Below are 12,677 nucleotides of genomic sequence, written 5' to 3'. Positions count from 1 at the left end.
GAAGAGGTACCCATTTTTCGGGTACCCCTTTGCTATTTTACTATTTAACCGACAAACCAAAATGTTTTTTGGCTAGATCTGGATATTGTGTTTCAGCAATATCCTCTTTTTTCATTTCTCCATCTGTACATACTGTTAATGAAGAACCGGTTAAAGTGACTGTTCCGCTGTCTGTAATTTTTGTCATCAAAGGGGCCTTGTTAAAGGCCGAATGCTCACTTTCAGAGATGACCTGTTTAACGGCATTTAATTCAGGGAGGTCGCGAATGATACTTTTCGTATCAAAAGCATAACCTAGCTTCCAGTCAGAATCCTTATGCTTTAACTTCATTTCAAAAACATAATCTCCATACTCACTATTCTGCTTTTTAATTCGAAATTGGCCATTACCGGAATGAACCATTCGCCCGTTCAATGGAACAGGTTTTAAAGGTAAATTCCCTCCAAAACCAGTATCCAATACAAAGGTTTGATTATTAAGGTTTAATAAAATTGTAACATGGGTAAGACCCGTAGGCGCCCAGTTTTGCGCTGAATGATCATAAACAGCCCCACGAACTAAGGAGACATCAAAGCCATTTTCCTGTAAAAACAAATAAAGAATAGGATTCAACTCATAACAGACGCCGCCTTCATTCCTATCAAGAATTTTATTAACTAGGCTTTCCTTCGAAATATCACTTGTATTTTTATTAATAATACATATATTTTCGAAGGGAATTGATTTCGCTGTTTTTTCAAGAACCTTATCTAATATTTCAAACCTTACAATCTCATCCTCAGGTAAACCAATTCTTTTGCGAAATAAAGCATTAATATCAGGCATACCGTACCTCCAAATCAAATTATAAAACCTACTGAAGCTGATGCAATCCCTACTACCAATGATGATAGTATATATTCAATCGCAATCTTAATTTTTTTGTCTTCGATCAACCGAATTGTTTCAAAGCCAAATGTGGAAAAAGTAGTATATGCCCCGCAAAATCCAACTCCAACAAAATACCAAACCCAATCCTCTATGCTGTTTGACAAATGATAATTAGCGATTACACCAAGTAAAAAAGAGCCGGAAATATTAATGATCCATGTTCCCACCGGAAACCTACCTAGTTTTTTAGACCACCTTTTATTAATAAAATCACTTAATAAAAAGCGTACAGCTGCACCAATTGCACCACCAAACCCAATGATCCAGATCATGCTAATTTGCTCCCCAAATAGGCTAATAACAAGCCGAAAAATATACTTATGAGTACATAAAGCAAACCGAGAACAACAAGTCCCTGTTTGAATAATTGAATCGTTTCAACAGAGAATGTTGAAAAGGTTGTAAAAGAGCCAATTACCCCAGTTCCGAGAAACAAAGTTAGGTAAGAGTAATTTTTGCTGTGACGGCTCATAAAAGTTAAAAGCCACCCTAGAAGAAAGCATCCAATAAGGTTTACGAGTAAAGTTCCAAAAGGAAAACCCTGATTTGGATTAAACCACTCTCCGACACTAAACCTGCCTATTGCCCCTAAAAAACCACCGATCATGACTAGTAAAATTTGCATAAAAAAGCACCTTTTCTTCCGTTAAGCTTTTTTAATTATACTAAGAAGAAAAACGCTTTCCAACTATTGCATGTAAAAATTCCTGTTCCCATCCTGTATAATTTTTATATGGAGGTGCGTAGCCACTTGGAATTTTTATTACTTGCTGTCCTCATCCTATTTCTTGTTTATATTCTTAATAATTTATTTAAAAAAGCCCATGATAACACGAAAGATGTTGTCATAAACAAGATAAAATTAAATGAAAAACTTGTACCACAGCATCCAAAGTTAAAAATTTTACAGCTATCAGATTTGCATCTTGAAAATATTTCGATTTCTCCAACCGATCTCTATGAAATGCTAAAAGACGAACCGATTGATTTAATTGCACTAACTGGTGATTTTTTAGATCGTAAACGAACCATTCCTAAACTAGCTCCCTACCTTGAAACATTGAACAAACTGAATCCAAAGCATGGGATTTATGCGGTTTTAGGAAATCATGATTACTTTCTGCGACCTAAATACCAACAAAAGCTAATCGAAATTCTTGAACAATATAACTGCAAGGTTTTGATCAATCAACATGATGTCATTTATGTAAATGGTAAACCAGTTAACATCATTGGCATTGACGACTTTAAGACAAAACGTAGCGATATTAACGCTTCTTACAAAGGAATCGTTTCCGGTACAAAATTAGTTCTTACCCATGATCCAAATATCGTGTTGCATATGAAGGATTATCATTTTGATTATTTGCTATCTGGCCATTTCCACGGGGGGCAAATCTGCTACCCAAAAGCCTATCACCTAGTAAAAATGGGGAAACTCGCTAGAATGAATATTACAAAGGGGCTCCATTTACAAGATGGGAAGCCTTACTATATCAATGAAGGACTAGGTCAAACGGGAGTTAATATCCGTGTCGGAAGCCGACCAGAAATTACCCTTCACGAACTGCCTTTAAGACCTAAAAAAGCTGCTATTTAATCATGAGCAGCTTTTTCTTTTAGATTCGATACATTTTGTTTAGTGTATTTCTTGACATAAATAAATATTTTGGTGTTTGATGTTTTAAACTATTGAGAATGGAATGATTTGCGCTGGATAGAATTTCGATTGGCAAAAAAGCAAACACTTTAAACCATTTATAGATAGGATGAGAAATATCAAAAATTTCAAATCCAAGCCGTTCACAGCTTTTATTTAAATGGGTGATACCAACAATTCCTTTAATTTCATTTGAAAAACTGCTGTTTCGAATGAAATACTCGATCCCTGGCAGTGACTCTTGAACATGGCGGTAAAGAATTTTTGCTTTTCTTAATTCACTTTTTATTTCAAATAATTCCCTTAATAGTTTCACGTTGTGAAGGTGGATTTTAACTAAAATATCATTTTTCGTGATGATTGTTCCATCAGTAAGAACGACTTCTCTTCCTTTGTATTTTGTTAGTCTAACCCTGAAAATATTGCTTTCCGTACCTGTTCGCGGAGGAAATGTTAGACGTGTACAGAAAAAATAAAAAGGATCAAAAAAGTTCCAAATCGAAAGAACGTAGCCCCGCATATTGCCAGCTCTCCTTCGCTTTTTCTTCATTTCATTTTATTTTTTTACATTTAGGGGCATTTTATTTTTGAAAAAATTAGGAAAGAAAAGAGCTGCAATCTAGACTGCAACTCTTTTTTCTAAGCAAGTTCGATCTGTCGTGTTTCGTGTCCAACAAAAGCGACAGCCAAAACTCCGATAATAATACTTCCACAAAAAATTGAGAAAATAAAACCAATTGAATAGCCGGCACTTACTAAAGAACCTACTAAAAGCGGTCCCAAGATGCCTCCTATTCTGCCAACAGATGCCGCCATTCCTGTACCAGTTCCACGGATCACTGCCGGATATTGTTCCGGAGAATAGGCATATAAAGCGCCCCATGCCCCAAGATTGAAGAAGGATAATAATATCCCGGAGCCGATTAATAAAGCGGTCGATTCTGCTGTTCCAAATACAAAAGCTGATGCAGCGGTGCCTAATAAATAAGTAACTAGTACAAATTTACGGCCGATTCGTTCAATAAACCATGCTGCTGTAAAATATCCAGGCAATTGCGCAAGTGTCATGATCACCACATATTCAAAACTTTGGATCAAATTGAAACCTTTCATAACCATAACACTTGGCAACCATAGGAACATTCCATAGTAAGAAAAAACAACCGTAAACCAAACCGTCCACAGGACAAACGTGGAACGGGCATGCTCTTTCGACCAAACATCCTTTATATTTTGCAATACTGTCCGTTTTTCACTCTTTTTAGGTGAAAATGCCGGGGAGTCAGGCAGATTTAATCGTAAATAAATAGCATATAAAGCAGGTAAGGCACTTAATAACAGAGCTATTCTCCAACCAAAAGCCGGAATAACGAAGTATGAAATTAGTGCCGCAATCAACCAACCCACAGCCCAAAAGCTTTCAAGCAATACTACAATACGACCACGGTCCTTCGCCGGGACAATTTCAGATACTAAGGTTGAGGCTACTGGCAATTCACCGCCAAGTCCCATCCCAACGAAAATCCGCAATATGAGAAAGATTGAAAGTGTTGTTGCAAAAGCTGAAAGTCCACTGGCTAGCGAAAATAAGACTAAGGTTATAATAAATATATTTTTTCTACCAATACGGTCTGCCCATATACCAAATACAAAAGCACCAACAGCCATACCGATCGAATTTATACTCCCGATCCAACCCATTTGTTGCGGTGTTAAACCCCAGTCTACCTTCAGGGCAGCAATGATAAATGATAGCATGCCAACATCCATTGCATCAAACATCCAACCCAGTCCAGCAATTCCTAATACTTTATTTCTTGAAATCGTTTTTTCTCCCATCTTGTACGTCTTTCCTCCTGTCTTGACAACTGTCTATATGTATTAACTATAAAGCATGATTTCAAAAATACAAGATTAATTTTGCTAAATTCGTAACCAATATGTCACCAATTCGCAACAGGACCATCAGTAATTTTACTGCTTCGTAAATTAAAATATATATAGAAATAGATAGCGCTTTCAAACCCCTGATTTGGAAAGGAATGTTGAAATATGAACTATAAAGATATTATCGTCAATCTTGAAGAAAATAAAAGAAAATTAGTAGAAAGATTAGAAAAAAAGGATTTAACAAGGGAGGAGTATGAATCAGTCCAAAATTCAATCCAGAATTATGATTATATTATCGAATTAACAGAAATGAATCACTTTGAGCGAGGAAATATAAATTAAAAAGGAGCTCTTGCACAAGCTCCTTTTTTTCATTTATATGATTATTCATTATTTCCAATTTCATATTTCGAACGATCAACGACTGTAATGTAAATCAAATAAACGACCAACCCAATACTTGTCGTAATGAAAGCCCAACCAAGGGTTATTTGTTCAATCTGCAAATAATTGTTGCACAATTGAACAGGAGAGTAAATATACAGCCATCCCATTAATAAAAATAAAACAGTAAACAGAATGATTACACCATTTTTAATTTTTTCACTTAGCTTTTTCCAGCTGTCACGGAGCGGAACTCCGGCCAAAAACGGTAAACTGATGAATTTAAATATCTCAACACTTAATTCGGTTAATGCCTCGTCCATGGTCCTCGGCATCATCCAAAACACAATTATAATGATAAATAATAAAATTCCGGGTATACCATTTTGATTCCAGTTTTCAAAAAATTGTGGAAAACGTATTTGAAAGAAACGAGCCATTAACAGTCCAGCTATAACTAGCATCGGCATTTGCATATGCATATGCAATGCCATTACGGATTCCAAAATGTAAGCAACAGGGGGCATAGCAAGGAAAATAAATAAGATTAAACCATATTTGGATTGTTCCATTATTTATCCCCCTCTTCCTTTTCAAGAATATCAATTACTGTTTGTGCTGCTTCATCAATTTTTTTATAATCCATTACATGTGTTAAACTCCCTTTTTTGTCTACAAAATAAAAGGCAGAGTTATGCGAGAAATTTCCGTTTTTATCAGGTATTACAATGACTCCAAAGGATTTTAACAGGGAATCTAATTCGGCTTGATCATTAATTCTCGCCATCCTCCATGTTTCCCCGTCACTATTAAATAGTTCTCTATATTTTTCTAATGTAGCTGGGTCATCCCTAGTTGGGTCAAAACTTATACTTAAAAATACAATGTCCTTATCAAAGTATTTTTTCGGGATCTTTTCATAAACTTGTGACATATTTTTTTCTAATTGCGGACAAACCGATCCACAAGATGTGTAAAGAAACGTAATAAATACATTTTTTCCTTCAAATTCACTGAATGAATAGGTACGACCTTTACTATCCTCTAGTGTGACACTTGGGAACTTTGGTTTCTCATCGACCAATTTATTTACCCTTGCCTTTTCAGCAGTAAACGCACTAAATCCGTCGGTTCCGATAAAAAACAAGCCGATTCCAAATATTATAACGAGCCAACAAGCTATTGTCGTATGGCGATTTTTGATCACGGAGATCACTTCCTGAATTATAGTTTTCTCTTACTTAGCATAAAGAGATAGCCCATAAAAATCGAGCTACCTCTCTATTTTAATTATTACCAAGTTTTGAATGGTGGTGATCCTGGAGGGCCATTCACAATCATTTCAACTAATGGTACAGTATAAGCCATTGCAATTGTAATGATCATTAATACAACCCAGATACCCCAACGTTCTGTCCAATATGGTGTTTTTTCATCATCACTTTGTGGTTCACCAATTGGGAATTCTGTAACACCTTTTGGTGCAAAGAACATAAGATTGAATGCTGCAAAAACTTGAATACAAACAGCGGTGAATAATAAAACTGCTCCGATACCAACTGCTAACATCCATGGATCCCATGATAAGGCCATCGGATGATCGAAATATGTTGTATAAGATGTTCTACGTGGTGATCCGCCATATAATCCAATATAGTGCATTGAGAATGACATAATCACCATACCAATTGTCCAAAGGATTGTTTGGAAGACACCTAATTTATTCATAGCCGGTGTTAAAATACGTTTTGAAACATGCGGAATTAACCAGTAACTTACACCAAAAAATGTCATAACTACAGACATACCTAATGTTAAGTGGAAATGTCCGACAATCCACATCGTGTTATGCACAGTTTGATCTAATTGGTTTGTACTTTGAACAATACCACCTGCACCTGCTGGAGCAAAGGCAGCCATTCCAATAAATGGAGCTAAGAAACGAACATCGCCCCATGGTAACTTTTTAAACCAACCAAAAGCACCTTTTCCACCTTTTTCTCTACCTGTACGCTCCATTACAGCAAACATTGCATAAGCAGTCATTAAAGATGGGAAACCAATTGCTAAACTCATGAATACGTGCATAAATTTAATCGGTTCTGAAATACCTGGATCAATAATTTGGTGATGGAATCCACCAGTGATGTTCATAATTACTAGTGCAATAATTACGACACGAGTCAGCATATCACTAAAGCGTCTACCACCGATAATTTTTGGTACAATAACATACCAAGCAGATACAGCTGTTAAATACCAGATATTAACCGCAGTATGACCGAATGCCCAGAATAAGGTACGAGCAACCATAACATTGATTGTATCAACCCATCCTAAAGACCAAGGAATAATCATGAATAATACTTCAACTGCAACCATTAATGTTGCGCCTACTAATAGAATAAATACCCCAGTAGCAAAGAAAGAGAAAATCGGTACATGCTTTCCAGGATTATTCTTTCTCCAAGAAGCTACTTGAATAAAAGCCCCAATAGCAGCTGCCCATACACCCAATACTACAAATACTAACCCGAAATAGAACATTGGGTGTGCTTTCATAGGTGGATAGAATGAATACATAACTGAAGCTTCATTCATTAATACCGGAATTACTACTACTACAGTTCCGACAATTTTCAACCAAAATCCAGTCCATACGATCTTTCTAACTTTAGGAAGAAGTCCTCCTAATGTATGTGACATACCTGCATAAAAGTAACCAATTACAAACGTTGCTGAAAAGATAACGACTAATAATAAACCGTGTGCTGTTAATATTTGATAATAGTTTAATCCAAGCGGCATTTGTTGAAGTAAGCCTGCACGGTTTAAACCTTGTAATAGTCCTAACAGTCCACCTAATAGTACCGCAGTAAAAGCGACAAATAAATATGATTTTGTTATAATAGCATCTTGTGGTATTGCGCCAAGCATTTGATTTGATCTTTCTTTAAATGACGGCTTTGACATATTTGCCGTTGATGATGTAGGTTGCATGTAACTCCCCCCTTTTATTTAACCGTGATGGTTGTTGACATTAATTGGTGTCCGGCACCACAGTATTCATTACATAAAACTAAATAGTCACCAGGTTTATCAAACTTCTGTGTGATTTCTTGAACATAGCCTGGCATTACCATTGCATTTAGGTTTGTTCCCGCGACTTCAAATCCATGGACAACATCCTTTGAAGTTAACTTAAAATGAACTGTTGATCCTGCAGGAAACTCAAGTTTATTTGGTGTAAAGCTAAAAATTTGTAATGTCATGACCACTTCGTATTCATTTTCTCCAATCTGTGTAACACCAGGTTTATCAAATGGAGCTGTTTGATCCACTTTTTGTGGATCAAGTGTTGTTTGACCAGATGGTGTCCCCATTCCTAATGCAAAGGCCTGATAACCAGTAAGAATCATAAAACCCATAATCATACCGAAACTTAACGTCAGCCAAATCTTTTCCGATTTATGCATGTTCACCTATCTCCTTTCTAAATTCTCGCCATATATAGTCCGTACATTGCAATATACGTAACTAGAATTACAGCGCCAACAATCCCTACCCCGATAAAGGTTCCTATTCCCTCGCGGCCCTCTTTGACTACCTCTTGAGTATTTTTTGTTGTAGCCATCGAACTCCACCTCCCAAATGATTTTCTACCTCCATATTAATTGCAAATCATTTTCAATAATGTGCGTTAAATCACAGTCAATTATCAATTTTTGGTAAATAACGACGGCTATATGCCACTTTAACACTATGAAAACCCAGTAAACTCAAGGGTTCGACAACATCTTTAGCTTTGTCAATAGCTAAATAAAAAAATTAAAAAAATTTAATTTTTTTGGGAGATAAATGAAAAAAAGGATTAAAAAACCGCACCAGTGAGAGTTCACTGTGCAGTTTTTCGTCATCACGTATTTATTTCCTTGCCTATTTCCGATGCATTTTAAATTCTAAAAACAGGGCATTATAATAAGCTAAGTTCTTTTTGCCAAGATTTTCATAAACCTCAAGTTTTTCCGTTAATTCAGGTGATGGATAGAAGCGTTCATCCGTTACCATATCCCGAGGCATATATTTCAAAGCCTCCTTATTTGGTGTTGAATAGCTCACATATTCAGTATTTTGTGCTGCAACTTCTGGGTCAAGCATAAAATTGATAAATTGATGGGCAGCTTCGATGTTTTTAGCCGTTTTAGGGATAACCATATTGTCAAACCAGAGATTGGAACCTTCTTCCGGTACTACATAGTCTAAATTCTCATTTTCCGACATAATATCAGCTGCATCGCCTGACCACACAAGTCCAATCGCGGCTTCTTCATTTGCCATGAGCATCTTGATTTCATCACCAACAATCGCCTTCACATTCGGCGTCAGTCGATCCAGTTTTTCCTTTGCCTCCATTAAATGGTCTTTATTCGTATCATTTAATGAATACCCAAGACTATTTAGCCCCATTCCCATTACTTCTCTAGCACCATCAATTAAAAGAATTTGATTTTTCAATGCTGGATCCCATAAATCATTCCAACTTGTTATTTCCATCCCTTCCAGCAATGTTGGATTATAGACGATTCCAACGGTCCCCCAAAAATAAGGAATGGAATATTTATTTTCAGGATCAAACGGCAAGTCCATAAAACGTTCATCAATATACTTTAAATTTGGCAACTTGGAATGATCAAGTGGAATCAACAGGTCTTCTTCCCTCATTTTTTCTATCGTGTACTCGGAAGGAACTGCAATATCATAGGTTGTACCGCCTTGAACGATTTTTGTCATCATCGCTTCATTTGAATCAAAGGTTTCATAGATCACTTTAATACCCGTTTCTTTCTCAAAACGAGTGATCAGCTCCTCGTCAATATAATCACCCCAGTTATAAATGGTTAACGTATTTCCACTTGAATACCCCTGGGATGAATTTAATTGATCTAGCAACACTAATAAAACGACGGATGCTACGACAACTACCAATAACGAATGGACTAATCTTTTCATTTTCTAGCCCCCATTCCTCTTGGTTTATTTTTTTGTAAAATAAAATAATAAATGACAACTAATAATGTTGTAAATAAAAATAGTACAGTTGACAATGCATTAATATTTAAGGAAATTCCCCGACGGGCCAATGAGTATATTTCAACAGAAAGCGTACTAAAGCCATTTCCTGTTACAAAAAACGTCACAGCAAAATCATCAAACGAATACGTTAAGGCCATAAAAAAGCCAGCCATAATGCCCGGTGTTATATAGGGAAGAATAACCTTTGTCAGTACATCCCATTCGTTTGCACCTAGGTCTCTTGCCGCATCGATTAATGTCGGACTCATTTCATTTAACTTAGGCAAAACCATTAACACAACAATGGGAATGCTAAAAGCAATATGCGAGCATAACACGGAGATAAATCCAAGTTTCATTCCACCAACTGTAAATAATATCAAAAACGATGCACCAATAATGACATCCGGACTGACAATCAGCACATTATTTAATGATAATAAAGCTTGCTTTGTCTTTCTCTTTCTAACGTTATAAATAGCAAGAGCACCAAAAACACCAATGATGGTTGCTAACAGTGCAGATAATAATGCTACTACAATCGTATTCAGCACGATAATGAGAAGCCTCGTATCACTAAATAATTCTTTATACCAATCAAGGGTAAAGCCTTCAAAGTCATACATTGTTCCACCACTATTGAAAGAGTAGAACACTAAAAAGAAAATCGGCGTATATAAAATAACAAAAATAACCAGTAAATAAAGCTTTGAAATAGGTGCTAATTTTTGAGTCACCTTATACACCACGCTTTCTATTGCCAGTTACGCTCATAATTAAAAACATAATAATAATTAAAAATACAGCAATGGTTGCTCCCATTCCCCAGTCTTGTGTCACAAGGAAATGTTGTTCAATCGCAGTACCAAGGGTAATCACGCGGTTTCCAGCTATTAATCTTGTTAACATAAACAAAGAAAGAGCAGGAATAAAGACAACTTGACACCCCGATTTTACACCGTCCAACGTAAGTGGAAAAATCACTCTTCGGAACGTTGTCCATTTCGATGCTCCTAAATCATTGGCAGCATCAATTAAAGTTGGATTTAATTCATTTAATGCATTAAAAATAGGCAGAATCATAAATGGAATAAATATATAAACCGAAACAAATATAAAACTAAAATCCGTAAATAAGATCTGCTTGGTACCGACGCCAATGATTTCTAAAAATTGATTTGTCATTCCGTACGTACCGAAAATTCCTAAAAATGCATAGGCTTTTAATAATAAATTAATCCACGAAGGTGTAATAATTAATAAAAGCCAAAGATGCTTATGCCTCGTTTTCGTTAATAAAAAAGCAGTTGGGTATGCAATGAATAAAGAAAAGGCAGTAATTAAAAATGCATACCAAAAAGAGCTCAATGTCATATGTAAATAAACAGACGTAAAGAATTTTTGATAATTGATCAGTGAAAAATGTCCTTCAATATCAAAGAAGGAATAATAAAGTATTAAAAAAATCGGTGCAATGACAAAGAGTACAATCCAACCAGCATAAGGAATCATATAAAGATTACGTGTTAATTTAGAATTCATCATAATCTCCTTCCTCATATGATTCTAAACGGCGATCAAACTCTTCCTCACTCTCTCCAAAACGCATAACATGGATGGCTTCAGGCTCAAAATAGAGACCGATCTCTTCTCCAACTGTTGCTTTCTTAGTCGAATGAACGAGCCATTCATTTCCATCCTTGTCATAGCAGCTTATTTCATAATGTACACCTCTAAATAGTTGCGTATCTACTCGGACTTGTAATTTCCCTCGTTCGATTGAGGTAATTTCAAGATCTTCTGGACGAATGACTACTTCAACTGGTTCATTATCATGTAAACCTTTATCAACACACTCAAATCTTTTTCCAACAAATTCTACTTCGTAATCTCGAATCATTTTGCCATTTATAATATTCGATTCCCCAATAAAATCAGCAACAAATCGATTAATAGGCTCATCATAGATATCATTTGGGGTACCGCTCTGCTGAATTTTTCCTTGATTAAGGACAAAAATTTCATCCGACATCGCAAGAGCCTCTTCTTGGTCATGAGTAACAAAAATAAAGGTAATGCCTAGACGGCGTTGCAGTTCACGCAACTCATATTGCATTTCTGTGCGCAATTTTAAATCAAGCGCTGATAGAGGCTCGTCTAAAAGAATAATTTCCGGTTCATTCACAATCGCACGAGCAATGGCTACACGCTGCCGTTGTCCACCAGACATTTCTTTAATTTCACGGTTTTCATACCCTTTAAGGTTCACAAATTGCAGGGCTTCATGAACCTTTTTCTCTATCTCACTTTTTTTCATTTTTTTAATTCTCAAACCAAATGCTACATTTTCAAACACATTCAAATGCGGAAATAATGCATAATCTTGAAAAACAGTATTGACTTGCCTTTTATTTGCGGGAACTTGATTGACATTTTTGCCATTAAAATAAATATTGCCCGCTGAAGGCTCTGTAAATCCAGCTATCAAGCGAAGGATTGTTGTTTTACCGCAACCAGATGGCCCTAGTAGTGTGTAAAACTTCCCTCGTTCAAACTCCAAGCTAACGTTAACAAGAACAGCATCGTCATCATCATATTGCTTTGTTACATTTTCAAAGCGTATGATTGGAATATTCGTCAATAAAAACACTTCCTATGCCAAAAAATAAATTCGCCACTATTATACTAAAAAAACTAGAACACTGACTACACCCGGCTTTTAAAATCTCCTTAGAATAA

Annotated in this window: 16 protein-coding genes; 2 read left to right on the top strand and 14 right to left on the bottom strand. The window is 36.0% G+C overall.

The genetic code is table 11. The features are described 5' to 3' along the window. Positions 1 to 40: 40 nt before the first annotated feature. Genes BAZO_RS06295 through crcB (BAZO_RS06285) form a run of 3 tightly spaced genes read right to left on the bottom strand, consistent with a single transcriptional unit; the run spans position 41 to position 1,556 of the window. A complete protein-coding gene (locus BAZO_RS06295; RefSeq protein WP_003330509.1) occupies positions 41 to 826 on the bottom strand; it encodes an arylamine N-acetyltransferase family protein in 786 nt (261 codons plus the stop codon). 14 nt (positions 827 to 840) lie between these two features. Continuing rightward, the gene (gene crcB / locus BAZO_RS06290; protein WP_003330508.1) at positions 841 to 1,203 is read right to left on the bottom strand and encodes a fluoride efflux transporter CrcB; all 363 of its coding nucleotides are present in this window, start codon (positions 1,201 to 1,203) and stop codon (positions 841 to 843) included. Beyond that, positions 1,200 to 1,556, bottom strand: coding sequence for a fluoride efflux transporter CrcB (crcB, locus tag BAZO_RS06285; RefSeq protein WP_003330507.1), 357 nt, complete (start codon positions 1,554 to 1,556; stop codon positions 1,200 to 1,202). The genes crcB (BAZO_RS06290) and crcB (BAZO_RS06285) overlap by 4 nt, the downstream gene beginning before the upstream one ends. Before the next feature lie 126 nt (positions 1,557 to 1,682). On the opposite strand from crcB (BAZO_RS06285), the gene BAZO_RS06280 reads away from it, so the two are divergent. Next, positions 1,683 to 2,531: a metallophosphoesterase gene (locus BAZO_RS06280; RefSeq protein ID WP_003330506.1), complete on the top strand. Its 849-nt coding sequence runs from the start codon at positions 1,683 to 1,685 to the stop codon at positions 2,529 to 2,531. A gap of 19 nt (positions 2,532 to 2,550) precedes the next feature. On the opposite strand, the gene BAZO_RS06275 is transcribed toward BAZO_RS06280, so the two are convergent. Together BAZO_RS06275 and BAZO_RS06270 are read right to left on the bottom strand one after the other, a co-directional pair. Beyond that, complete coding sequence (locus BAZO_RS06275) at positions 2,551 to 3,111, bottom strand: YkoP family protein (protein WP_003330505.1); 561 nt, start codon at positions 3,109 to 3,111, stop codon at positions 2,551 to 2,553. Positions 3,112 to 3,230: 119 nt separating this feature from the next. Then, on the bottom strand, positions 3,231 to 4,430 hold the full coding sequence (locus BAZO_RS06270) for an MFS transporter (protein WP_003330504.1): 1,200 nt from the start codon (positions 4,428 to 4,430) through the stop codon (positions 3,231 to 3,233). Positions 4,431 to 4,643: 213 nt separating this feature from the next. Between BAZO_RS06270 and BAZO_RS06265 the strand changes: the two genes are divergently transcribed. Next, complete coding sequence (locus tag BAZO_RS06265; RefSeq protein ID WP_039957070.1) at positions 4,644 to 4,823, top strand: DUF3896 family protein; 180 nt, start codon at positions 4,644 to 4,646, stop codon at positions 4,821 to 4,823. A gap of 41 nt (positions 4,824 to 4,864) precedes the next feature. Here the strand turns inward: BAZO_RS06265 and BAZO_RS06260 are convergent, their stop codons facing one another. From BAZO_RS06260 to BAZO_RS06225, 9 genes are all read right to left on the bottom strand, one after another. Further along, on the bottom strand, positions 4,865 to 5,437 hold the full coding sequence (locus BAZO_RS06260; RefSeq protein WP_003330503.1) for a hypothetical protein: 573 nt from the start codon (positions 5,435 to 5,437) through the stop codon (positions 4,865 to 4,867). Then, the gene (locus BAZO_RS06255; protein ID WP_003330502.1) at positions 5,437 to 6,072 is read right to left on the bottom strand and encodes an SCO family protein; all 636 of its coding nucleotides are present in this window, start codon (positions 6,070 to 6,072) and stop codon (positions 5,437 to 5,439) included. Before BAZO_RS06255 ends, BAZO_RS06260 begins: the two co-directional genes overlap by 1 nt. A gap of 86 nt (positions 6,073 to 6,158) precedes the next feature. Further along, positions 6,159 to 7,865, bottom strand: coding sequence for a cbb3-type cytochrome c oxidase subunit I (locus tag BAZO_RS06250; RefSeq protein WP_003330501.1), 1,707 nt, complete (start codon positions 7,863 to 7,865; stop codon positions 6,159 to 6,161). Between the two features lie 14 nt (positions 7,866 to 7,879). Beyond that, entirely contained in the window at positions 7,880 to 8,341 is a 462-nt protein-coding gene (locus tag BAZO_RS06245) for a cytochrome c oxidase subunit II (protein ID WP_003330500.1), read from the bottom strand. Positions 8,342 to 8,358: 17 nt separating this feature from the next. Beyond that, the gene (locus BAZO_RS22310; protein WP_157382080.1) at positions 8,359 to 8,499 is read right to left on the bottom strand and encodes a hypothetical protein; all 141 of its coding nucleotides are present in this window, start codon (positions 8,497 to 8,499) and stop codon (positions 8,359 to 8,361) included. Positions 8,500 to 8,801: 302 nt separating this feature from the next. Then, the gene (locus BAZO_RS06240) at positions 8,802 to 9,875 is read right to left on the bottom strand and encodes an ABC transporter substrate-binding protein (RefSeq protein WP_003330499.1); all 1,074 of its coding nucleotides are present in this window, start codon (positions 9,873 to 9,875) and stop codon (positions 8,802 to 8,804) included. Further along, the gene (locus tag BAZO_RS06235; RefSeq protein ID WP_003330498.1) at positions 9,872 to 10,675 is read right to left on the bottom strand and encodes an ABC transporter permease; all 804 of its coding nucleotides are present in this window, start codon (positions 10,673 to 10,675) and stop codon (positions 9,872 to 9,874) included. Before BAZO_RS06235 ends, BAZO_RS06240 begins: the two co-directional genes overlap by 4 nt. A 1-nt stretch (position 10,676) precedes the next feature. After that, positions 10,677 to 11,480 carry an ABC transporter permease gene (locus BAZO_RS06230; protein WP_003330497.1) on the bottom strand — a complete coding sequence of 268 codons (804 nt, stop codon included), beginning with the start codon at positions 11,478 to 11,480 and terminating at the stop codon, positions 10,677 to 10,679. After that, positions 11,470 to 12,579, bottom strand: coding sequence for an ABC transporter ATP-binding protein (locus tag BAZO_RS06225; protein WP_003330496.1), 1,110 nt, complete (start codon positions 12,577 to 12,579; stop codon positions 11,470 to 11,472). Before BAZO_RS06225 ends, BAZO_RS06230 begins: the two co-directional genes overlap by 11 nt. Positions 12,580 to 12,677: the final 98 nt, after the last annotated feature.

The sequence above is a fragment of the Schinkia azotoformans LMG 9581 genome (assembly GCF_000307855.1).
Classification (GTDB): domain Bacteria; phylum Bacillota; class Bacilli; order Bacillales; family Bacillaceae_J; genus Schinkia; species Schinkia azotoformans.
This window is presented reverse-complemented; position numbering and strand designations above follow the sequence as displayed.

Coding starts and splice junctions, on each gene's coding strand:
- BAZO_RS06295 (WP_003330509.1), bottom strand. CDS start 826: ATGCCTGATATTAATGCTTTATTTCGCAAAAGAATTGGTTTACCTGAG.
- crcB (WP_003330508.1), bottom strand. CDS start 1,203: ATGATCTGGATCATTGGGTTTGGTGGTGCAATTGGTGCAGCTGTACGC.
- crcB (WP_003330507.1), bottom strand. CDS start 1,556: ATGCAAATTTTACTAGTCATGATCGGTGGTTTTTTAGGGGCAATAGGC.
- BAZO_RS06275 (WP_003330505.1), bottom strand. CDS start 3,111: ATGCGGGGCTACGTTCTTTCGATTTGGAACTTTTTTGATCCTTTTTAT.
- BAZO_RS06270 (WP_003330504.1), bottom strand. CDS start 4,430: ATGGGAGAAAAAACGATTTCAAGAAATAAAGTATTAGGAATTGCTGGA.
- BAZO_RS06265 (WP_039957070.1), top strand. CDS start 4,644: ATGAACTATAAAGATATTATCGTCAATCTTGAAGAAAATAAAAGAAAA.
- BAZO_RS06260 (WP_003330503.1), bottom strand. CDS start 5,437: ATGGAACAATCCAAATATGGTTTAATCTTATTTATTTTCCTTGCTATG.
- BAZO_RS06250 (WP_003330501.1), bottom strand. CDS start 7,865: ATGCAACCTACATCATCAACGGCAAATATGTCAAAGCCGTCATTTAAA.
- BAZO_RS06245 (WP_003330500.1), bottom strand. CDS start 8,341: ATGCATAAATCGGAAAAGATTTGGCTGACGTTAAGTTTCGGTATGATT.
- BAZO_RS22310 (WP_157382080.1), bottom strand. CDS start 8,499: ATGGCTACAACAAAAAATACTCAAGAGGTAGTCAAAGAGGGCCGCGAG.
- BAZO_RS06240 (WP_003330499.1), bottom strand. CDS start 9,875: ATGAAAAGATTAGTCCATTCGTTATTGGTAGTTGTCGTAGCATCCGTC.
- BAZO_RS06230 (WP_003330497.1), bottom strand. CDS start 11,480: ATGAATTCTAAATTAACACGTAATCTTTATATGATTCCTTATGCTGGT.